We start from the raw sequence: 20,216 nt of genomic DNA on the forward strand, positions 1-20,216 counted from the left end.
GACAGGTCGATGACAGTGGATTGAGTTGCAGTGGTTGATGTTTGCGAGCTGGGTGAAGTCCCGCCATGAAGCTGGAATAGTTGTGCGGCAGCGGCTTTGGCTGCTTGTCCGGGTGGGATGCGTTCTTTGCGGCGATGCGGCCTGCCCGTGCTGGCGGCGGCCATCGCAGCGGTGTCCAACGCGATGACGTGTCCGCTGTCGCGGACGGTGACACCGAGCCCATCAGCGGCCAACCGCTGCCGAGCCACCACGATCCCACCGGTGGTGGCGATGTCGAGGAACGCATCACCGAGCGGGTGTGAGACGACCACCGAGGCGGCGGCCAACTCCGGTGGCACCGAGTAGCGGTTGCCGCGGTAGGAGACCAGGGCTTGACGAGAGGCGGTTCGCGCTTCGGTGACGATGACCGGGTACGGCGCAGCGGGCAGCGTCGCCAACGGCTCGCTGTTGGCGACGGTGGCCACTGAGGACCGCCCGTCGGCGGTGGCGCGGAGCCTCGTATCTCCCCGTACCCGGGCGAAACGATCCACGTCGGCTTGGGCCTGCTCGACGGTCATCTCATCGGCCAAAGTCCGCCACCAGCGTTGCGCGGCAGTGTGATTGATCTTTTCCACCACACCCTTGCGGTTACCGCGACGCGGCGGGCAGATCGCCACCGAGACGCCGTAGTGTTTGGCCACCCCGGCGAAGGATGCGGTGACCCGACCCGAACCTGGATCGCAGACCGTGGCCATCCGGTCGAACCGCCACACCCGGCTCACCCCACCCAGGCCGCGGGTCACCCGGTCCAGGGCGGCGACCAGATGCGGCTGATCCTCCGACGGTGACAGCGCGGCCCGCCACTTCCCAGAACAGGCCAGCGATCCGACCAGCAGGTGCGCGGTCTTGCCCCACCCCCAAGATTGCGGCGGATTCGGCAATTCCAGCCAGTCCCATTGGGTTTCATCACCCGGAAGGTGCTCGATGATCGCGTTGGGCCGCTCGGTGACCAACCGACACGCCTGGCACGCCGGCCGCAAATCCCGGTCGCGGATGTGGCGCGTCAGGCTCTGATACGACAGCCCGAACCCCAGGCCCTCCAACTCATCGAACAGGGTGCGGGCCCACAGATGCGGGTCCTCGAGCAGCCGTGCCGAGACGTAGTCGACGAACGGGTCGAACGGGTCCGGCGACGGCCGCGCCCGCACCCCCGGCTTCTGATCGCCGGCCAAATACTTGCGAACCGTCTTACGGTCATGGCCGGTGTGGCGGGCGATCGCTGAGATCGACCAACCGCGTTTGCGCAAAGCATGTACTTCCATGTCGTTCTCCCATGTGAGCATGAGAAAGCGGGCCTCCTTCGACTGGATCTGTTGGCGTCAGACACCAGCAGCATCGAGGGAGGCCCGCCCTTCTCGGCGGAGCCACACGGGTGGGGAATTTCGATGAGCGTCAGTGGGGAATTTCAACGAGCGCGAGCATCGTGGGTTTTAGTTCTGGAAATTCAAAGGGACGCGGGTCTAGCCAGTCATTAGAGAGCGCCTGCTTCGTGTCACCTGCATCGAGTAGCTTCGGCACGTACCCGGGCGAGATCCTCCTCACCGAGTTTCTTGAGCCGATGAATATCTCTCAGTACCGGATCGCCAAGGCGATTAATGTGCCGGCGCGACGCATCAACGAGATTGTCCACGGCAAGAGAGGAATCAGTGCTGACACGGCACTGCGGCTATCGCGCGCGCTGGGGCTGAGCGACATGTTCTGTATCAACATGCAGGCTCACGACGACGCCGAAATCGCTTTGGACCAGATTGGAACAGAACTCGCCGCCATCGGGCGCATCACATAAAGCGAGAAGCCTTTGCTCGGGGGTATTAGGCGAGATCACCACGGAATCCGACGGGCGGCTGTGCGGCTTGGCCACGGGGTTCTCGCATCAGACCGTTGGTACAGTCGCGGCTTGCTAGACCAACACGATAGCGGTTGCTGACATTCGTCCTCGGCAATGAATACTTACAAGTGCGCGGCCTGCCCATAGTTTTGTCGCCGTGACGATACTGCGAGCGCCTATGACGGCAAACCGTGGGAGGCTGACCTGCTTCGGGTCAAGGGACGAGGCTGGCCAGCACGGTCGGGATGACCGTCGCCGCGTCCGCGGCCAGGTTACCCGGCAGCAGATCCGGCATGCTCGTCGACATATCTGCGCTCAGGTTAGTCAACAGCGTATTCAGGTCGTTGCCGATGCTCGGACCTAGATTCGTGGACAGGTCGTTAATCAGTGCGGCTGGGTCGCCAGCGATGCTCGACGACGCCGCCGACTGGTCGCTCACGAAGCCGTTTGCGAGCGGGCTGGTGTCGAACGCGTTTCCCAGGTCTGGACCCAAACTGAACAGCGGAGTGCTCAACTCAAACTGCGGCGACCCACCGATGGGAATGTCGGCTGTAAAGCTGAAAAGGTCTGTGTTACCACTGTTACCTGGGGCGAGAAGCGAAAACGTGTTGCAAATCAGGCACGTGGTGCCGGTTGGGTCAAATGTGTTGGCGTACGACTCGGTGTTTGTGAAACCGCCCAGAGGCGTTTCTACGCCAACGAGGCTGGCGGCACCGGGCCAGGCCCCAGAGGTTGTGCCCACACTCTCGGCGACGAATGAAAAGAGCGGGTTGTCAGGGGCCCACGCCTCAACACCGAGGCCCCCCGCGTTCCCGGTCGTCAGCCCGAAGGCGTAGTCCCACGGCAAAACGCCCGTCGTGTTGGCGAAGGCGTCGAACCCACCCGGAATGTTGAGGCCGAGGATAACCGGCGGCAGTGAGGGCAGGTCAGAAAAGAATGACGAGTAAGACGACGCCACATCGCTCGCCGCGTTGCTGATCGTGTCATTGTAGGCGGTGAGCTGTACAGGTATCTCTTCAGTTGGCGAGGCAGTGTCGCCGATCTGGCCGTATGCGAAAGCCGAATTGATCATCGCCGTCAGTGTCAATAGACCCACGCCGGCACTGGCAATGAGCCCGAATCGCAGCGAACGAAGCTTACGACCTGGCATTTGAGACCCCCCAACTTTGCGCAGAGCCTGATCCGGTTGTGTGGATTGCGGGAGCAATTCGGCTTTCGACGCACGTGAAAAATACACCAGTCCACGCCCGGTGCCAGGAAAATCAGAAATTTTCATCAAAACTTCACAGCGGGTTGTCCCGCGCGGGGGCTTCACGTCGATCAGTCGGACGCTGCCCACGCCGCGACACTGCACCCCGTGAACCGCATTGGCTGGAGCGGCCAGGACCAATCCCGTTAGGCGTCAGGCATTAACTGCATAACCCCTCGGTTGTTCGGTCATCGCGGGCTATCGAGCCCTCCACGGGGACGTAGTCGTCCGGGTCGTCACAGTCTGCAAATTCATCAGGCGATATGCCCGGCCGCGACAGGTCCGTCGATCTTCCGCAGGATCTCCGGCCACATTTCCTCCGGCACCGTGGAGCGGATCGCAGTGATAATCCGGTTCATCTGCACCATCAAATCGGCGATGCGGGTGCCGCTAGCACGCGATTCAATCAGCGCTTGTAGCCGACCCGCCGCAATCATGCCAGTGTTCACGTCGACCTTCGTGCCGGAATCGACAAGGCTCTCGTAACCTTTGACCATGACGGTCTCGAAGAAGGCCATTGGCGTGATCGCTGTGGCAACGCCATTGGCGAAGTCGACACCATTCTCCTTGGCTCGCCGCTCAAGAATCTCGCGGTAGACCGCCCTAGCGACGTTCTGCACGGGGAAATGCCGATTGGTGTGGTTGCGGATCGAATCGATCGTGACGCGCTCTCGCTTGTCGAGTTTAGCGTTGTCGTCTTCTATAACCCGAAGGATCATGGCGTAACCGAGGCCAGCGGCCAGCATGTCGTTGACTCTGTTGCGCAGGCAATCATTTCGGCACACGCGTCAGAGTGGCTCAAGGTGTAGCTGACGGAGGGTCAGAGGCAACTCGATCACCGACTCCCCCGCACCATTGACAATGAGGGGTGCAGCTTGGGGCAGGGTCACGACTCCAACTCCTCCAGCCTCATCGCCATGAACACTTTCCCATAACGATCGTCGACGCGGTACTTAACATGCATAGCCTTCTGGGTACTTCGCGGTACGTCCACGGCCTGTAGCCGCGCCCAAGCGAGCGGAGCGCCGCTGGGTTTTCGCAGCTTCTCTGCCGCCATAGTCATTGGTGATTGATCATCCTGATTTCTTTTTGGGTGGCGTGCCCGGGGCACAGCACAGATGGTGTGTCGGGGGGCATGAGGATTGTGAAGATTTGAAGATCTGCAAAGAAGAAGAAATACTGTTCACGCATGTAGAAGGGTGTTTTCGCAGCTCAAACCCTCAAACCCTCAAATCCTCATCTCTACGAATTATTCGCCTCGAAGGATCAGTCTCCTCACTTGATGTCCTTTCTTCGCTTGGACAGCGGCCCGTACAGACCGTGCTTGGGGTGATCGATGAGTCCCCGCCGGTGCAGCCTCCGCAAGATCTGGGACGCCAGCTTGGTGCTTTTCGCCAGCCGCGCCGTGACGACGGCTTGTGCGTCAGTCTCGTTTCGGTTGTCGACGAAGTCCACCACGCGGCGCATCGCATCTGACTCCCCTCCGGTGCCAAGGATCTCCTGCACCGATATGTCCGACTCCCCACGCAAGACAAACCGCGGCATCTCCCCGCACCGCCCGCTGTCGGTGGTGACGGACGTGCCGTGAATCTCATAGGCCAGTGACAGGTCCTCTGGTTCACACGAAAAAAGAAACTGGCCAAGGCTTGCGGCCCTGACCAGCATCTTTTCGGTGGAGCTGCCGGGAATCGAACCCGGGTCCTACGGCATTCCCTCAAGACTTCTCCGTGCGCAGTTCGCTATGCCTCTACTCGGATCTCCCGGTCACGCGAACAAGCCGAGATGACGATCCCAGTCGCTGTTTGATGTCCCCACGGGTCCCGCGACCGAACCCGTAGGTTTGTCCCTCTAGCTGATGCCAGGGTCCGGGCCGAGGGCGCTCCCGGTCTGACAGACACGCAGTCGCTTAGGCAGCGAGTGCGTAGTCGCGCTGTGTTGAAACGGCGCTTATATGGTTGCAACGACGCTTACGGTGGTCTCTTGCCTGCACCGGCACGCTTCCCTTGATTCGATGCGCGAAGTCGAAACCGTTCAGCCCCTCGCACCCCTGCCGAATTTCGGCAGAGCACCGATTGTACGCGCTTTTCAACGGCAGGTCAGCGACCATTCATCCCGACAGGCCGCTGCTCAGATCATGAAATTGAGTCGCTTGACGACGCGCGTACCGACAGCTGCGTCGCCGTCGAGTTCGACGCCGGCCGTGTCGTCTGTGCGCCCCCAGCCAAGCGGGCCAGCAACAGACCGTCGAGGCGAATCGTCGAGGTCGGATCGAGCCCACCGAAATCGTCTACCACCTGCGCACGACCGTCGACGGCCACGCGGATGGTCCGTGCCAGCGGCCCGGTCAGTTCAATGGCGACGCGCAACCGTTCCTAAACACTGAGCGAAACTGAGTTTTGCTCGGTGGGCGGCCCCGAACGGTGTTGGGTCGCCTGACTTCCCGCGTTCTTCGCCCCGGGCGGACAAGCAGATCGTGTCTGCGGTCCTGGCCTGGGGTGGCGGGTTGTCTCACGCTCCCGGACGCCTGATTGGGCCTGCGTGGTCCGATGCTCAGCCACATCGCTCTGGTGTGGTTGGGGCGGTGCCACGCGTCGCCGGATCCGGTGTCCGAGGGCGCGCCTTCCGATGGCCACGCTCGCGGCGTGGTGTCGGGTGGTCTGGCGATGGTGGGAGGCCAGTGGTTTGTGCCAGTGCTGCGCGCCCCCACTTGGAGGTGTTGGCGGGGTCGACGGCGATCACACTGATCCCGTGCTCGGTCGCCATGCTGATGAGTCGTGCGCGGAGTTTGCTCGTGGGCATGCCGGCGATGAGTTGCCGGAACCTGCGGCGGCGGCCGTGCTTTTCGCGGGTCTTGCTGTCGGTGAAGTCGAGGTCCTCGACCGCGATTGCCTTGACCCCGTTGTTGGTGGCCCAGTGCAGCAGACACGTCAGGGCGTGGCGGATTTGGGCGTCGCGGCGATCGGCGCCACCGGACAGGTCGTAGCCGAACGTGCGCGGGGCGCCGATCGGGTTGCCGTGCGGGTCAAGTCGCCAGGCGGCCAGGTGATCGGCGTTCATGTCCACCCCGATGAGTTGCCCGGCGCGCAGCGCTTCCAACGGCACCGCCGGAACCGGGGTGCGCTGCCAGGCGGCGTCGAGATACCAGCGCTGCGTGTCGGGCGAGAAGTGGATGCGGTAGGCGACCGCGCGGTTCGCGTTCACCCGGTCGGCCCATTCGGCGCCCCGATACGCGAACTCCACCGGGCCGGCCAGGATGTAGCGGCCGTGGCCGGCGTTGGCCAGGTGTACCAGTGGCCCGGGCAGGCGCAGCGACAGTTCACCGTCGCCGGTGACGCGGATGGTTTCGTTGCCCCAGCGTTTACCCGACTCGCCGTCCGCGGACAGGAACCAGCGGGCCGCCTCCCACTGATCCCGCCACTGCTGCTCGGTGAGCCCGGCCTGCATCAGGTGGTGGCGTTTGTGCAGCAGCTGTTTGCCGCCCCGCACCACGCCCACGTGACCGGCGGCCCGGTCAGCCTCCACCGCGGCGAGCCGTGCCTCGAGCACCACCAGACGCCTCTTCTTGTGGAACCACTCCTGTCGGGTCCGGTACCCGCCCGGCATACCGCCGGTGCCCTTTGAGCCCAATTCCTGGCTGAGCCGGTGCTCAATCATGGCGATACCATCGCGCAGGGATTGGGCGTGTGCGTACTGCGCGCGTCGGGCCAGCCCCCACTGGTCGTGTGTGGCCTTGGTGATACTGCCCGCCCACCGCGCCGTCGACTCAACCGTCAGACCGCGTTTCCGTGCGGCCCAGCCATCCTTGTCGTGGCCCAAACCAGCCCGCACCCGCGCCGCCAGATCCGCGCCGGCCAACCCGCCCAGATGAGCAGCCACCTGACACAGCACCGCCTCGTCGGTATCGGTGAGCCCTTTCAGCCGGGTGCGGATGCACACACCCGTCACCGGGTCGGCGACGAACGGGGCAGCGATCTCACGCAGGATGGTCATGACGGCGGCCTTTGTCGAGACCTTGACCGCAACGCCCGCCGCAGCTCATTCATGACCGGCATCATCCACCCGACCTCTGACAACAGCCTTGGGGCCGATGTCGCGCTGCGCGCAGCCCACCGCCTTCAACGCCCTGTTCCGAGCACTGCGGCGACCATAGAGCCGAGCACAGAACGAGGTCAGCACCTCCACCATGTCGCGCACCAGATCGTCGTCGACCTCGCCGCCATCGAGTACCACCAACCGGCGGCCGTGCGCGGAGAGCGCGGACTCGACCAGTTCGGTGTTCATCCGCCCCAACCGGTCACGATGCTCGACGACAACCGTCGTCACGCGCGGATCCGCCAACAGCCGCCGCACCTTCGCCCGGGACCCGTTCATCGAAGGACCCGAACGCGGCGGGCACCGACTCGGCCACTGCGTCCAGGGACACCAACCCCGTCCGCTCGTTCACCCGCACCACAGGAACCGGCAACCTCCCCTCCCGAAACCACCGGTACGCCGTCTGCGGATGAACACCCTGAGCACGCGCCCACTCAGTCAGATTCACACCACCAGCACACCCACTAGAACGTTCGTACGCTCACTATCACTCAGTATTCCGCCAACTGCTCGGCACCCCTCGGGCGCTTTTCCGAGTTTGCCGACCACGAATCCCATCGTCGCGGCGATCTCATCGAGCGACATAGCCGTCAACACGACCCGTCGCTCCGAGGTGATCGAGCGAAACCGTTGCAGCAGAACAGCTCCGGGCTGAATGCTCAGGTGACGCACCCAGGCTTCGTTGGCCGCGCCCACGTCGTTGCGCACATGATCCAGCGTCGACAGGTCGATATCCGCGTCCACCCTCGATCAGAAACGGACTCAATACCGCCAGGCCCAATCCCGTTGGTATCGACCACGCGGGCGCGCCAGCGGATCGGCGTTGCCGGCGTCCTGGTTCGATGCCGCAGCGCAATGCCCGAGCGCTGCCACGTAGCGCCGCTACGCCGCGAGTAGCCCCGCTAGATGCAGGCGCAAGCAAAACGCTGGCGTAGGCCGCCCCGATCAGCTCATGCCCTTGGATCGCCTGCCCAATTCGCGAATCACCTCGCGCTGGGCGTCACGCTTGGCGATGTCCTGCCGCTTGTCGTGTGCCTGCTTACCACGCGCTAACGCCAGCTCCACCTTGACTTTTCCTTCGAAAAAATACAGCGACAACGGAACGAGCGCGAGGTTGCCATCCTTGATTTTGCCGATGAGCATATCGATTTGGCGCCTGTGGAGAAGCAGCTTCCGGTTGCGTCGCGGCGCGTGGTTGGTCCAGCTGCCATGGTGATATTCCGGAATGTGCAGGTTACGCAACCACACTTCGCCGTCATCGACGGTGGCGAAGGCGTCGGCCAATGAGGCCTTGCCGTCGCGCAAACTTTTGACTTCGGTGCCGAGTAAAACTACCCCGGCCTCGAAGACGTCCAGGATCGAGTAGTTGTGTCGCGCCTTGCGGTTGGTCGCCACGATCTGCCGGGCCGGCGCAGATTTGTTCGGCGACTTCTTGGCCACCGCTACCGCCGCACGTACAGGCGTAACGTCACATACGACGTGACTCCGGCGATCGCGACGCCGACCAACACCAGCAGCGGCGAGATGTAGAGGATGTCGGCATAGTCGACCTTCGCGATCAGATGCGCTTGGTAGAACTGGCTCAACGCGCTGTCGAGGAACAGTGCACGCACCACGATCAGCCCGACGATCGCGATGATGACACCGACGGTCGCGGCGACCATGGCTTCGACCAGGAACGGCAACTGGGTGTACCAGCGGGTGGCGCCGACCAGCCGCATGATGCTCACCTCGGTGCTGCGCGTACGCGCGGCGACCTGAACCATGTTGGCAATCAGCAGGATTGCCCCGATTGCCTGAACCAAGGCGATGGCGAAGGCCGCGTTGGACAAGCCGTCCAGCACGGCGAAGAGCCGGTCGATCAGCTCCTTCTGGTTGAGCAGGTGATCCACCCCCGGCTGGCCTTGCATCGCAGCGTCGAATTCGGCGTGCTGCGCTGGGTTCTCGAGCTTGACGATGAACGACGCCGGGAATGCGTCCTTGCTCGCCAGACCCTTGAATTGCGGGATCTTGCGAATGGCGTCGTTGTAAGCGTCCTGGCGGTTGAGAAACCGCACCGACTTGACGTCGTTGCGCTTTTCGATCTTCTCGCGCAGCGCCTTGCACGGCGGGCTCTCGCAGTTGGCGTCGTCGGCCGAAATCTCTCTGGTGAGAAAGACTTGGGTCTCGACCCGGTCGAGGTAAATGCTGCGGGAGTGGTCGGCCAATCGGACCACCAGCAGGCCGCCACCGAACAAGCCGACCGAGATTGCGGTGGTCAGAATCATGGCGACCGTCATGGTGACATTGCGACGAAAGCCGTTCAGGACCTCGTTGAAAAGAAAGCTGAAGCGCACTTACCGGTCCATCCCGTAGACGCCGCGCTGTTCGTCGCGCACCAGCCTGCCGAGCGAAAGTTCCACGACGCGCTGTCGCATCGAGTCGACGACGTGGTGGTCGTGGGTGGCCATCAGCACGGTGGTGCCGGTGCGATTGATCCGCTCAAGCAAATCCATGATGTCGTTGCTGGTCTCTGGGTCGAGGTTGCCGGTGGGCTCGTCGGCAATCAGGATGAGCGGCCGGTTGACGAACGCGCGGGCAATGGCCACCCGCTGTTGTTCCCCGCCGGACAGTTCGTGCGGCAGCCGGCTGGCCTTGCCGGACAACCCCACCATCTCCAGCACGTCGGGTGTCACCCGGTTGATCGCATCGGGTCGCTTGCCGATCACTTCCAGCGCGAAGGCCACGTTCTCGAACACCGTCTTCTGTTGCAGGAGCCGGAAATCCTGGAAGACGCAACCGATGACCTGTCGCAGCTTCGGGATTTGCCGTCCGGGCAGCGTGTTGACGTGAAATTTCGACACCCGGACATCGCCTTTGGTGGGCGCCTCGGCACCCAGCAGCAGCCGCATGAACGTCGACTTGCCCGATCCGGACGGGCCGATGAGGAAAACGAATTCACCCTTGTCGATCTTGACGCTGACGTTGTCCAGAGCAGGGCGCGCCGACGACTTGTACTGCTTGGTGACACGGTCGAGGGTGATCATCACGGGTCGTCAGTCTAACCGCGAGTGTCATCTGTACCGACGACGCGGCGCGCTGGCGAACCGGGCCGCGTCATCCGGGCAGCCCCGGCAGCCCGGGGAAACCGGGCGCAGGTGCCGGTGCCGGTACCGGAGTAGGAGTAGGACCGGGCGGTGCGGGACTTGGCGTCGAGGTACCAGGACCGAATGGGGGCGGCAGCACCGGCAGCTGGAACAGCGGCGGCGGGAACAGCGGCGGCGGAGTTGTCGTCGTGGGGGGCGTGGTCGGCGGCGTCGTCGGGACCGTGGTGGTCGGCGTGTACTTCGGCGTGTAAGTCGGCGTGTCGTAGGTGGGCTCCTGGACGCGAGTGCGCGGCACCCAGGTGTAGTTAGGGTCGGGAACGTAGCCCGGCGGCACGACCTGCGGCGCCACCGGCGGCGGTGGGTGCGGCCGATAGGTGTTGTAAGTCCACCACGTGGCGAAAAGCGCGACGATCAAGACCAGGGTCGACGTGCGGACACGGCCGCCGAACATGTAGTTCGGCCAGTGCTTGTCCGCGTCGCGGCTGCGGCTTTCGAAGACGTGGAGTGTCAGCTTCATCGCGTAACCGGGTCTTGGGATTTTTCGGACTCCTGCTGTTCGGCCGTACCCGCTTCGACGCCCAAGCCGTCGACAACGCCGACTTTCGCCTCGGCCGCGATCACGATGCCCGCGCGGGCCAGCGCCCGCAGGACCAGGACACGCAACTGACCGCCGGCTTCGAACTGCTTGCCGGGCAGTGTGCGGGCCACCATTCTCAGCGTCACGGTGTCGACTTCGATGCTTTCCACACCCATCAAGGTCGGCGCGTCGAGCAACAAGTCGCCAAGGAGGGGGTTTTCCCGGGCGCGCTCACACTCCTGGCGCAGCACCTCGCTGACCCGGTTGAGGTCGACGGTCGTCGCGACGGGAATGTCCACCACTGCGCGCGCCCAGTCCTTGGACTGGTTTATCGTTTTGACGATCTGGCCGTTCGGAATGGTCAACACCTCGCCATTCGGGGAACGGAGCCGGGTCACCCGCAGCGTCACGTTCTCGACCGTGCCGCTGGCGTCTGTCGCCGACACAACGGTCAGCGTGACCAGATCGCCGAAGCCGTACTGCCTCTCGACGATGATGAAGAACCCCGCGAGGATGTCCCTGACCACCTGCTGAGCGCCGAAGCCAAGTGCGGCGCCGAGCACGGCGGCCGGTGCAATCAGGCCTTTGGCGGAAAAGCTGAGCGCGTCGGCGATCTGGAAGAGGACCCAGATCGCGATCAGATCAATCGCCACCCATTGAATGACAGATGCCACTGCCTGCCGATGCTTGGTCGCCTCCGACCGCACCAGCGCGTCGCTTTCGACGAAACGCTCGTCGAGTTGCCGGCTTATCCGATCGGCGACCCAGGTGACAAAGCGGACCGCCAAGATGGCAACGATCACCAGCATGACGATCCGCAGACCGCGAGTAATGATCCACAAGCTGATCGCGCTGTACCCGAAGTCGTGCCAGCGCTGCGCCGCGGTCATCGTCAAAAGCGTGGTATTAGTTGTCATCTTTTCTGTTACGCCACCTGATTCCCGCTTCCAGGAACCCATCGATGTCGCCGTCCAGAACGGCCGCCGGGTTACCCACCTCGAACTCGGTACGCAGGTCTTTGACCATCTGATACGGGTGCAGCACGTAGGACCGCATCTGGTTGCCCCAGGAGCTGCCGCCGTCACCCTTCAATGCGTCGAGCTCGGCACGTTCTTCTAAACGCTTGCGCTCCAACAACTTTGCCTGAAGCACGCGCATCGCTGCCACCTTGTTCTGCAGCTGCGACTTCTCGTTCTGACAAGTCACGACGATACCCGTCGGGATGTGCGTCAGCCGAACCGCGGAGTCGGTGGTGTTCACCGACTGACCTCCCGGGCCGCTGGAGCGGTACACGTCGACCCGCAGGTCGCCCTCGGGGATTTCGATGTGATCGGTCGTCTCCACCACCGGCAGCACCTCGACCTCGGCGAAGGACGTCTGCCGTCTGTTCTGGTTGTCGAACGGGCTGATCCGCACCAGCCGGTGGGTGCCCTGCTCGACCGACAGCGTGCCGTAGCCGTAGGGAGCGTGCACGGCGAAGGTCGCGCTCTTGATTCCCGCCTCTTCGGCGTAGGACGTGTCGAACACTTCGACGGGGTACTTGTGTTGCTCGGCCCACCGGATGTACATCCGCATCAGCATCTCGGCCCAGTCGGCGGCGTCCACCCCGCCCGCACCGGAGCGGATGCTGACCAGTGCCTCCCGCTCGTCGTATTCGCCGGAGAGCAGCGTGCGCACTTCCATCGCCTCGATGTCGGCCTGCAGTGCCTTCAGTTCGGCGTCGGCCTCGGCTCGAGTCTCGGCGCCTGTGGCGCCGGCTTCGGCGGCCAGTTCGTAGAGCACCGGCAGGTCGTCGAGGCGTTGACGCAACCCCTCGACCCGCCGCAACTCGCCCTGGGTGTGGGAGAGCTCGCTGGTGACACGCTGCGCGCGGGTCTGGTCGTCCCACAGGTTGGGGTCGGCGGCCTCGTGTTCAAGCCTCTCGATGCGGCTGCGCAGACCGTCGACGTCGAGCACCCGCTCCACTGTGGTCAGCGTGGAGTCGAGATCCGCGATATCGGCCTGACGGTCGGGGTGCACGCCTGATCACGTTACCGGCCGGGCACCAGCACGACCGGCGCGACTGGCCACCGGCGACCAGGGCCGGCGTTTAGCATCGTGGCCTATGCGCCCTTACCACGTTGCGATCGTCGGGTCGGGTCCCTCGGGATTCTTCGCCGCGGCATCGCTGCTCAAAGCCGCCGACTCCGACGACAACCTCGACGTCGCCGTCGACATGCTGGAGATGCTCCCGACGCCGTGGGGTTTGGTTCGCTCCGGGGTCGCACCCGATCACCCGAAGATCAAGTCGATCAGTAAGCAGTTCGAGAAGACCGCCGAAGACGAGCGGTTCCGCTTCTTCGGCAATATCGGGGTCGGCGAACACATCACGGCGGCCGAGCTGGCCGAGCAGTACGACGCGGTGGTCTACGCGATCGGCGCCCAGGCCGACCGGCCGTTGAACATCCCCGGCGAACAGCTGCCCGGCAGCGTCGCCGCGGTCGACTTCGTGGGCTGGTACAACGCCCACCCGCACTTCGAGGCAGCGAGTCCTGACCTATCGGGTCGTCGCGCAGTTGTCATTGGCAACGGCAATGTCGCCCTCGACGTCGCCCGAATCCTGGTGACCGAGCCGGACGAGCTCGCCAAAACCGACATCGCCGACCACGCACTCGAGTCGTTGCGGCCGCGCGGCGTGGAAGAAGTGATCGTCATCGGTCGGCGCGGCCCACTGCAGACCGCGTTCACCACGCTGGAGCTCCGTGAGCTGGCCGACCTGGAGAACGTCGACGTGATCGTCGACCCGGCGGACTTCGAGAACATCACCGAGGACGACGCCGCGGCCGTCGGCAAGGTCTGCAGGCAGAACATCAAGGTGCTCAAGGGCTACGTCGGTAAAGAGCCGCGGCCCGGACACCGCCGGATCGTGTTCCGGTTCCAGACGTCACCGATCGAGATTCACGGCGAGCAGCGAGTCGAGAAGATCGTGCTGGGGCGCAACGAACTGGTCACCGACGACAGCGGACGGGTGACCGCCAAGGACACCGGCGAGCGTGAAGAGCTGCCCGTCCAGTTGGTGGTCCGCTCGGTGGGCTACCGCGGCGTTCCCACCAAGGGTCTGCCGTTCGACGAGAAATCCGGAACCATTCCGAACAGCGCCGGCCGAATCGAAGGCCGGCGTAACGAGTATGTCGTCGGCTGGATCAAGCGCGGGCCGTCCGGGGTGATCGGGACCAACAAAAAGGACTCCCAAGACACTGTCGAGACGTTGATCGCCGATCTCACCGCCGCAGCCGACCTGGCCGAATTCGGCACCGACCACGCTGACGAGATCGCCGAGTGGCTGATCGAACGGCAGCCCAAGCTGGTCACCGACGCCCACTGGAAGCTGATCGACGAACACGAACGCTCAGCCGGTGAGCCACACGGACGGCCGCGGGTCAAGCTGCCGAACCTGACCAAGTTGCTGCACATCAGCCACGGCTGACCCGCGTCACTCGGCCGGCGGCTCGGTGGGCTCGGGCGGCTCCGGCGGCGCGAACGACCACTTTTCGGGATTGCGTTGCGAATACACCACCGGCTTCAACTCCCCCACCCTCGGCCACCGGTCGACATCGGCCGCCATCCGCTGGTAGACGGTGTAGTCACTGACGGTCGGACCGGCGATCACGCCGGTAATCGTGACGTACTGCTCGCCCACCGCGTCCGGCCGTGGGCTGACGCCGGTGATCAGCAGCGTGCCACTCAACGCGTCATTGCCGGGGCGCTGACGGAACAACCGTGGGGCCAGCAGACCTCCGCCGATAGCGAGGAGGAGCAGAACCGAGAGGATTTCCCACACGACGCCATGGTAGGTGCCTCGACAATCAGGCTGACGCCGTCCGATAGTCGGGGTGCCACTGCACCTGCGTGATGCGTTCGGCCAGTTCGTCGCTGTCTCGTTGCGGTGCGACGCCCTCGGCTACCGCCTGCACCGCGACAGCCTGCGCAATCCGGATGGCCACGTCGGGTACATCCGACCACGACGGCAGCAGCGGCTGGTTCGGATCCTTCAGGGCCGGCGATGCTTCGCCGAGGGTCGCCGCAGCGACCCGCATCATCTCATCGGTGACCCGCGTTGCCTGCGCTGCAGTCACAGCAAGCCCCATCGCTGGGAAGATATAGACGTTATTACATTGCGCCACAACATGTTCCATGCCATTGCGGAGTATCGGCTTGAAGGGGGAACCGGTGGCGATCAAGGCCTTCCCGTCGGTCCAATGATCCAACTCCGCCGGGTGCGCCTCCGCGCGACTGGTCGGGTTGGAGAGCGGGAAGATGATCGGCCGCTCGGTTTTGGCAGCCATCTCACGCACGATCGACTCGGTGAAAGCGCCGTTGGCAGTGGACAGTCCGAGTAGGACGCCGACATCGACGTGGTGAACCACGTCGGCGAGTTGCGCCGGACCCGAAAGGCCCCACCCAGCTGTCCGCTCGGCGGGTTGCGCGACATCCCGCTGCGCATCCGACAGGTCGGTACGGTCGTCGGTGAGCAGTCCCACCACGTCGATCACCCAAATCCGTTCGTGCGCTGCTTGTTCGGATAGTCCTTCGTTGACCATCTCGCGGCGGATCATGTCGAGAACCCCGATGCCGGCCGACCCGGCACCCAGCATGACGACTTGCTGCTGCGACAACGGACGGCCGGCAACTTTCGCGGCGCCGTGCAGTGCGCCGACGGTCACCGCGGCGGTGCCTTGGATGTCGTCGTTGAAGGTGAGCAGCGTGTCGCGGTAGCGGCCCAGGATCGGTAACGCGTGTGCGGTGGCGAAGTCTTCCCACTGCAGCAGGACATCTGGCAGCGCCTTGCGCACCGCGGTGACGAAGCGGTCGACGAACGCGTCGTACTCGTCGTCGTCGATGCGGCGGTGGCGCCAGCCGAGGTAGCGCGGGTCTTGCAGGAGGTCGACGTTGTCGGTGCCCACGTCGAGGACAATCGGCAGCGTGCGGGCCGGATCGATACCGCCGATCAGCGTGTACAGCGAGAGCTTGCCGATCGGAATGCCCATGCCGCCGATGCCTTGGTCGCCGAGGCCGAGGATGCGCTGGCCGTCGGTCACCACGATCACGTCGACCTCGCGCTGCGGCCGGTTGTGTAGCACCTCGTCCAACTGGTCGCGGTCAGGGTAGGAAACGAACAAACCTCTTGGCCGCCGGTAAATTTCGCTGAAACGCTGGCAGGCATCTCCGACGGTGGGCGTGTAGACAATCGGCAGCGACTCGGGGATGTGGTCGCGCAGCACCCGGTAGAACAACGTCTCGTTGCGATCCTGTAGGGCGCGCAGATAGATGTGCTTGTCGAGATCGTCGCGGCGCGTCGAGAATTCGTGCCAGCAGTGCGCCGCTTGCTCGTCCTGTGTCTTCACCGCGGTCGGCAATAGGCCCAGCAGGCCCAGCTCACGCCGCTCGGTTTCGGAGAAGGCCGTGCCCTTGGTCGTCAACGCGTCGAAAAGGGCGGCTTGCCCTCGCTTTTCACCAGGCATAGTCGACGTCCCTTCAGGTGCAATCGGCCGCTTTGACCGCGACGTACCGGAGAACAATGCCCATCTTTGCAGCGGCCGCGATTAAGTTCTGCGTCCCCCGGTTGACCGGATTCGAAACCAGGCCCGCGTGCGCAAGAATGCTTCAGTCGGCGACTACGCAGATGTCGCTCTTTGACGCGAAAGGCGGGTAGATGAGCGACGACGACCTGGCGGTGGCTTTGGCCCTTGCGGAGCAGGCCGACGAGGTGACGCTGGCCCGCTTCGGGGCGGTTGACCTACGGGTCGACACCAAACCCGACCTGACGCCGGTGAGCGACGCGGACCATACCGTTGAGACGAATCTGCGCGCGACGCTGGCCCGAGTCCGCCCGGCGGACAGCGTCCTCGGCGAGGAGTTCGGCGGCACCACCACGTTGGCCGGTCGACAGTGGATCATCGACCCGATCGACGGCACCAAGAACTTCGTGCGCGGCGTGCCGGTCTGGGCGAGCCTGATCGCACTGCTCGACGACGGCGTGCCGCAGGTAGGGGTGGTCAGTGCCCCTGCACTACAGCGGCGTTGGTGGGCGTCTGCCGGCGCGGGCGCATTCGTCGCTGTCGGCGACGCACCGGCTCGGCAAATCTCGGTTTCCTCGGTCGCGCAACTAGATTCGGCCAGTCTGTCGTTTTCCAGTCTGTCCGGATGGGCCCAACTCGGCGCGCGGGAGCGCTTCCTCGATCTCACCGACGAGGTATGGCGGGTGCGCGCGTTCGGCGATTTCCTGTCCTACTGCTTGGTAGCCGAGGGTGCGGTCGACATCGCGGCCGAACCGGAAGTGTCGGTATGGGATCTGGCCCCGCTGGACATCTTGGTCCGCGAGGCGGGCGGGCGATTCACCAGCCTTGACGGGGCCGCCGGCCCGCATGGCGGCAACGCGGTGGCGACGAACGGTCTTTTGCACGATCACGTGCTGGCCAGGCTCTCCGCGCGGTAGGCATTACGTGTGAACTAGGTAACACGCACTTTATCTTACTTGGGAGTAAGATAAAGTGCTAGCACTGCCCCAACGACCGAGGCTGCATTCATGACAAACACTGTCACCTCCACCAACGGCTCGCGGAACGGCTCCACGCAGCGCCCCAAGCGCAGCGGCAGCAAGTCCGCCATCGGCGAGCAAACCCACAAGCGCACTGGCATCGACGTGGCGATCGGGCTGCTCATGCCGCTGGTCGGCCAGGAATTCCTGGACAAGTACGGCCTGCGCGACCCGCTGAACCGGACGCTGCGCTACGGCACCAAGCAGATCTTCTCTGCCGCCGGAGCAGCCAACCGCCAGTTCAAGAAGGTCGAAAACCTGCGCGGCGGACCGACCCGACTGAGCGCCAACGGTGCAAAGGGCAGCAACTACTACGACCTGACGCCCGACGACGACCAGAAGATGATCGTCGAGACCGTCGAGGAGTTCGCCGCGGAGATGCTGCGTCCGGCAGCGCACGACGCCGACGCCGCCACCAGCTATCCCCCGGACCTGGTCAAGAAAGCCGCGGAATTGGGGATCACCGCGATCAACATCCCGGAGGACTTCGACGGCATCGCCGCGGAGCGCTCCAGCGTCACCAACGTGTTGGTGGCCGAGGCGCTGGGCTACGGCGACATGGGCCTGGCCCTGCCGATCCTGGCGCCGGCCGGCGTCGCCGCCGCACTCACCCACTGGGGCAGCGCCGGTCAGCAGGCGACCTACCTCAAGGAGTTCGCCGGCGAGAACGTCCCGCAGGCCTGCGTGGCGATCGCCGAGCCGCATCCGCTGTTCGACCCGACTGCGCTGAAGACCACCGCGGTCCGCACTCCGGGCGGCTACCGACTCAATGGCGTCAAGTCACTGGTCCCCGCGGCCGCCGATGCCGAATTGTTCATCGTCGCGGCCCAACTCAACGGCAAGCCGGCGCTGTTCATCGTCGAGTCGTCCAGCGAGGGCCTGACCGTCAAGGCCGACCCGAGCATGGGCATCCGCGCGGCCGCGCTCGGCCGCGTCGCGCTCGACAACGTCGCGGTGCCGCTGAGCGCGCGCCTCGGCGAGGAGGATGCTACTGCGGCCGACTATTCCGAGGCCATTGCGCTGTCGCGGCTGGGCTGGGCAGCGCTGGCGGTCGGCACGTCGCATGCTGTGCTCGAATACGTCATCCCCTACGTCAAAGAACGCGAGGCCTTCGGCGAGCCGATCGCCCACCGGCAATCGGTGGCCTTCATGTGCGCCAACATCGCCATCGAGCTCGACGGCCTGCGACTGATCACCTGGCGCGGAGCGGCCCGGGCCGAGCAGGGCCTGCCGTTTATCCGCGAAGCCGCGCTGGCCAAGAAGATCGGCACCGACAAGGGCATGCAGATCGGCCTGGACGGTGTGCAGTTACTCGGTGGCCACGGTTTCACCAAGGAGCACCCCGTCGAGCGTTGGTACCGCGACCTTCGAGCCATCGGCGTCGCCGAGGGCGTCGTAGTTATTTAGTCGTCATCTAAGACTCGCACCGGCAAACGAAAGACCAATCATGGCAATCAATTTGGAACTGCCCGGCAAGATGCGCGCGGTGATCGAGAAGGCCCATCAGGGTGCCGCGGAGATGATGCGGCCGATCGCCCGCAAGTACGACCTCAAGGAGCACGCCTACCCGGTCGAGCTCGACACCCTGGCGGAGCTGTACGCCGGCGCATCTGAGGCCGGCACGCTGGACATGTCCGGCGTCAACGGTCTTCGGGCCAGCGAGAGCGACGGCGAAAACCGCAACGCCGCCAACATGGCCGCCGCTCTGCAAGCCCTGGAGGCCAGCTGGGGCGACGCTGCCATGTTGCTGTCGATTCCGTTCCAGGGTCTGGGCAACGCGGCCGTGTCCGCCGTTGCCACCGACGAGCAGCTGAAGCGGCTGGGCCGGGTCTGGGCCGCCATGGCCATCACCGAACCGGGATTCGGCTCTGATTCCGCAGCGGTGACCACCACCGCCAAGCTGGACGGCGACGAGTACGTGATCAACGGCGAGAAGATCTACGTCACCGCGGGCTCGCGGGCCACCCACATCGTGGTGTGGGCGACGCTGGACAAGTCCAAGGGCCGCGCGGCGATCAAGTCGTTCATCGTGCCGCGCGAGCACCCCGGCGTCACCGTCGAGCGGCTGGAGAACAAGCTCGGGATCAAAGGCTCCGACACCGCTGCGATCCGCTTCGAGAACGCCCGTATCCCCATGGACAACCTGCTGGGCAACCCCGAAATCGAGCCGGGCAAAGGCTTTTCCGGGGTGATGGAGACCTTCGACAACACCCGGCCGGTGGTCGCCGCCATGGCTGTCGGGATTGCCCGCGCCACGCTAGAAGAGCTGCGCAAGATCCTGACCGGCGCGGGTGTGGAGATTTCCTACGACAAGCCGGCTCAGGTGCAAAGCGCCGCCGCGGCCGAGTTCCTCCGGATGGAGGCCGAGTGGGAGTCCAGCTACCAGCTGACCCTGCGTGCCGCGTGGCAGGCCGATAACAACATCCCGAACTCCAAAGAGGCCTCGATGTCCAAGGCCAAGGCCGGCCGGGTGGGCAGCGACATCACCCTCAAGGCCGTCGAATTAGCCGGCACCATCGGCTATTCCGAAGAAACGCTGTTGGAGAAGTGGGCGCGAGACTCGAAGATCATGGACATCTTCGAGGGCACCCAGCAGATCCAGCAGTTGGTGGTCGCACGCCGGCTGCTGGGCTTGTCGTCGTCCGAGCTGAAATAACCGCTCAGCCGGCTACCAGCTTGAGCGGTAACCGTGCGTGTCGCCGAATGATGTTGTTGATCGCCCACGTTGGCGGCGAGGTCAGCTCGATCCGGTCCACGCGCTCGACCAG

The 20,216-nt window shown here is 64.4% G+C and carries 18 protein-coding genes, 1 other RNA gene and 3 pseudogenes; 5 read left to right on the plus strand and 17 right to left on the minus strand.

The genetic code is table 11. The features are described from left to right. On the minus strand, positions 1-1,322 hold a 1,322-nt coding region (locus tag ABDV69_RS09715), incomplete at its 3' end, for an IS21 family transposase (RefSeq protein ID WP_343573617.1). A gap of 89 nt (positions 1,323-1,411) precedes the next feature. Here ABDV69_RS09715 and ABDV69_RS09720 point away from each other — a divergent pair. Beyond that, positions 1,412-1,825 (plus strand): HigA family addiction module antitoxin, encoded by a 414-nt coding sequence (locus tag ABDV69_RS09720; RefSeq protein ID WP_343573619.1) that lies wholly within the window; start codon positions 1,412-1,414, stop codon positions 1,823-1,825. 256 nt (positions 1,826-2,081) lie between these two features. On the opposite strand, the gene ABDV69_RS09725 is transcribed toward ABDV69_RS09720, so the two are convergent. The 14 genes and pseudogenes from ABDV69_RS09725 to prfB form a co-directional block, all read right to left on the minus strand. Then, a complete protein-coding gene (locus tag ABDV69_RS09725) occupies positions 2,082-3,206 on the minus strand; it encodes a hypothetical protein (RefSeq protein WP_343573622.1) in 1,125 nt (374 codons plus the stop codon). A 164-nt stretch (positions 3,207-3,370) separates the two neighbouring features. Next, the gene (locus tag ABDV69_RS09730; RefSeq protein ID WP_343573624.1) at positions 3,371-3,862 is read right to left on the minus strand and encodes a hypothetical protein; all 492 of its coding nucleotides are present in this window, start codon (positions 3,860-3,862) and stop codon (positions 3,371-3,373) included. Between the two features lie 529 nt (positions 3,863-4,391). Then, positions 4,392-4,781 carry a hypothetical protein gene (locus ABDV69_RS09735; protein ID WP_343573627.1) on the minus strand — a complete coding sequence of 130 codons (390 nt, stop codon included), beginning with the start codon at positions 4,779-4,781 and terminating at the stop codon, positions 4,392-4,394. 5 nt (positions 4,782-4,786) lie between these two features. Then, positions 4,787-5,155, minus strand: a transfer-messenger RNA (tmRNA) gene (gene ssrA, locus ABDV69_RS09740). 88 nt (positions 5,156-5,243) lie between these two features. Then, a pseudogene (locus ABDV69_RS09745) lies at positions 5,244-5,479 on the minus strand (hypothetical protein); the annotation flags it as partial. Between the two features lie 187 nt (positions 5,480-5,666). Further along, positions 5,667-7,106 carry a hypothetical protein gene (locus tag ABDV69_RS09750; RefSeq protein WP_343573629.1) on the minus strand — a complete coding sequence of 480 codons (1,440 nt, stop codon included), beginning with the start codon at positions 7,104-7,106 and terminating at the stop codon, positions 5,667-5,669. A gap of 45 nt (positions 7,107-7,151) precedes the next feature. Further along, positions 7,152-7,656 (minus strand): annotated as a pseudogene (locus ABDV69_RS09755) (recombinase family protein). Positions 7,657-7,718: 62 nt separating this feature from the next. Continuing rightward, positions 7,719-7,949: pseudogene (locus tag ABDV69_RS09760) on the minus strand (hypothetical protein); the annotation flags it as partial. Between the two features lie 204 nt (positions 7,950-8,153). Then, entirely contained in the window at positions 8,154-8,648 is a 495-nt protein-coding gene (gene smpB / locus ABDV69_RS09765) for an SsrA-binding protein SmpB (protein WP_343573632.1), read from the minus strand. Between the two features lie 2 nt (positions 8,649-8,650). Then, positions 8,651-9,544, minus strand: a complete 894-nt coding sequence (gene ftsX, locus ABDV69_RS09770) for a permease-like cell division protein FtsX (RefSeq protein WP_343573635.1) — start codon at positions 9,542-9,544, stop codon at positions 8,651-8,653. After that, entirely contained in the window at positions 9,545-10,234 is a 690-nt protein-coding gene (gene ftsE / locus ABDV69_RS09775) for a cell division ATP-binding protein FtsE (RefSeq protein WP_343573726.1), read from the minus strand. A gap of 70 nt (positions 10,235-10,304) precedes the next feature. Continuing rightward, positions 10,305-10,811, minus strand: coding sequence for a hypothetical protein (locus ABDV69_RS09780; RefSeq protein ID WP_343573637.1), 507 nt, complete (start codon positions 10,809-10,811; stop codon positions 10,305-10,307). Beyond that, positions 10,808-11,788: a mechanosensitive ion channel family protein gene (locus ABDV69_RS09785; RefSeq protein ID WP_343573640.1), complete on the minus strand. Its 981-nt coding sequence runs from the start codon at positions 11,786-11,788 to the stop codon at positions 10,808-10,810. Before ABDV69_RS09785 ends, ABDV69_RS09780 begins: the two co-directional genes overlap by 4 nt. Next, complete coding sequence (prfB, locus tag ABDV69_RS09790; protein WP_343573643.1) at positions 11,778-12,890, minus strand: peptide chain release factor 2; 1,113 nt, start codon at positions 12,888-12,890, stop codon at positions 11,778-11,780. The genes ABDV69_RS09785 and prfB overlap by 11 nt, the downstream gene beginning before the upstream one ends. A gap of 85 nt (positions 12,891-12,975) precedes the next feature. Between prfB and ABDV69_RS09795 the strand changes: the two genes are divergently transcribed. After that, positions 12,976-14,337: an FAD-dependent oxidoreductase gene (locus ABDV69_RS09795; RefSeq protein ID WP_343573645.1), complete on the plus strand. Its 1,362-nt coding sequence runs from the start codon at positions 12,976-12,978 to the stop codon at positions 14,335-14,337. Positions 14,338-14,343: 6 nt separating this feature from the next. On the opposite strand, the gene ABDV69_RS09800 is transcribed toward ABDV69_RS09795, so the two are convergent. Both ABDV69_RS09800 and ABDV69_RS09805 read right to left on the minus strand, forming a co-directional pair. Further along, positions 14,344-14,655, minus strand: a complete 312-nt coding sequence (locus tag ABDV69_RS09800) for a hypothetical protein (protein WP_343573729.1) — start codon at positions 14,653-14,655, stop codon at positions 14,344-14,346. Positions 14,656-14,716: 61 nt separating this feature from the next. Beyond that, a complete protein-coding gene (locus ABDV69_RS09805; protein WP_343573646.1) occupies positions 14,717-16,372 on the minus strand; it encodes an NAD-dependent malic enzyme in 1,656 nt (551 codons plus the stop codon). A 191-nt stretch (positions 16,373-16,563) separates the two neighbouring features. Between ABDV69_RS09805 and hisN the strand changes: the two genes are divergently transcribed. From hisN to ABDV69_RS09820, 3 genes are all read left to right on the plus strand, one after another. Further along, positions 16,564-17,346 carry a histidinol-phosphatase gene (hisN, locus tag ABDV69_RS09810; RefSeq protein ID WP_343573648.1) on the plus strand — a complete coding sequence of 261 codons (783 nt, stop codon included), beginning with the start codon at positions 16,564-16,566 and terminating at the stop codon, positions 17,344-17,346. Between the two features lie 90 nt (positions 17,347-17,436). Next, a complete protein-coding gene (locus ABDV69_RS09815) occupies positions 17,437-18,855 on the plus strand; it encodes an acyl-CoA dehydrogenase family protein (protein ID WP_343573650.1) in 1,419 nt (472 codons plus the stop codon). A 40-nt stretch (positions 18,856-18,895) separates the two neighbouring features. Further along, positions 18,896-20,104, plus strand: a complete 1,209-nt coding sequence (locus tag ABDV69_RS09820; protein ID WP_343573652.1) for an acyl-CoA dehydrogenase family protein — start codon at positions 18,896-18,898, stop codon at positions 20,102-20,104. Positions 20,105-20,216: the final 112 nt, after the last annotated feature.

This window comes from Mycobacterium sp., from assembly GCF_039583785.1.
Lineage (GTDB): Bacteria > Actinomycetota > Actinomycetes > Mycobacteriales > Mycobacteriaceae > Mycobacterium.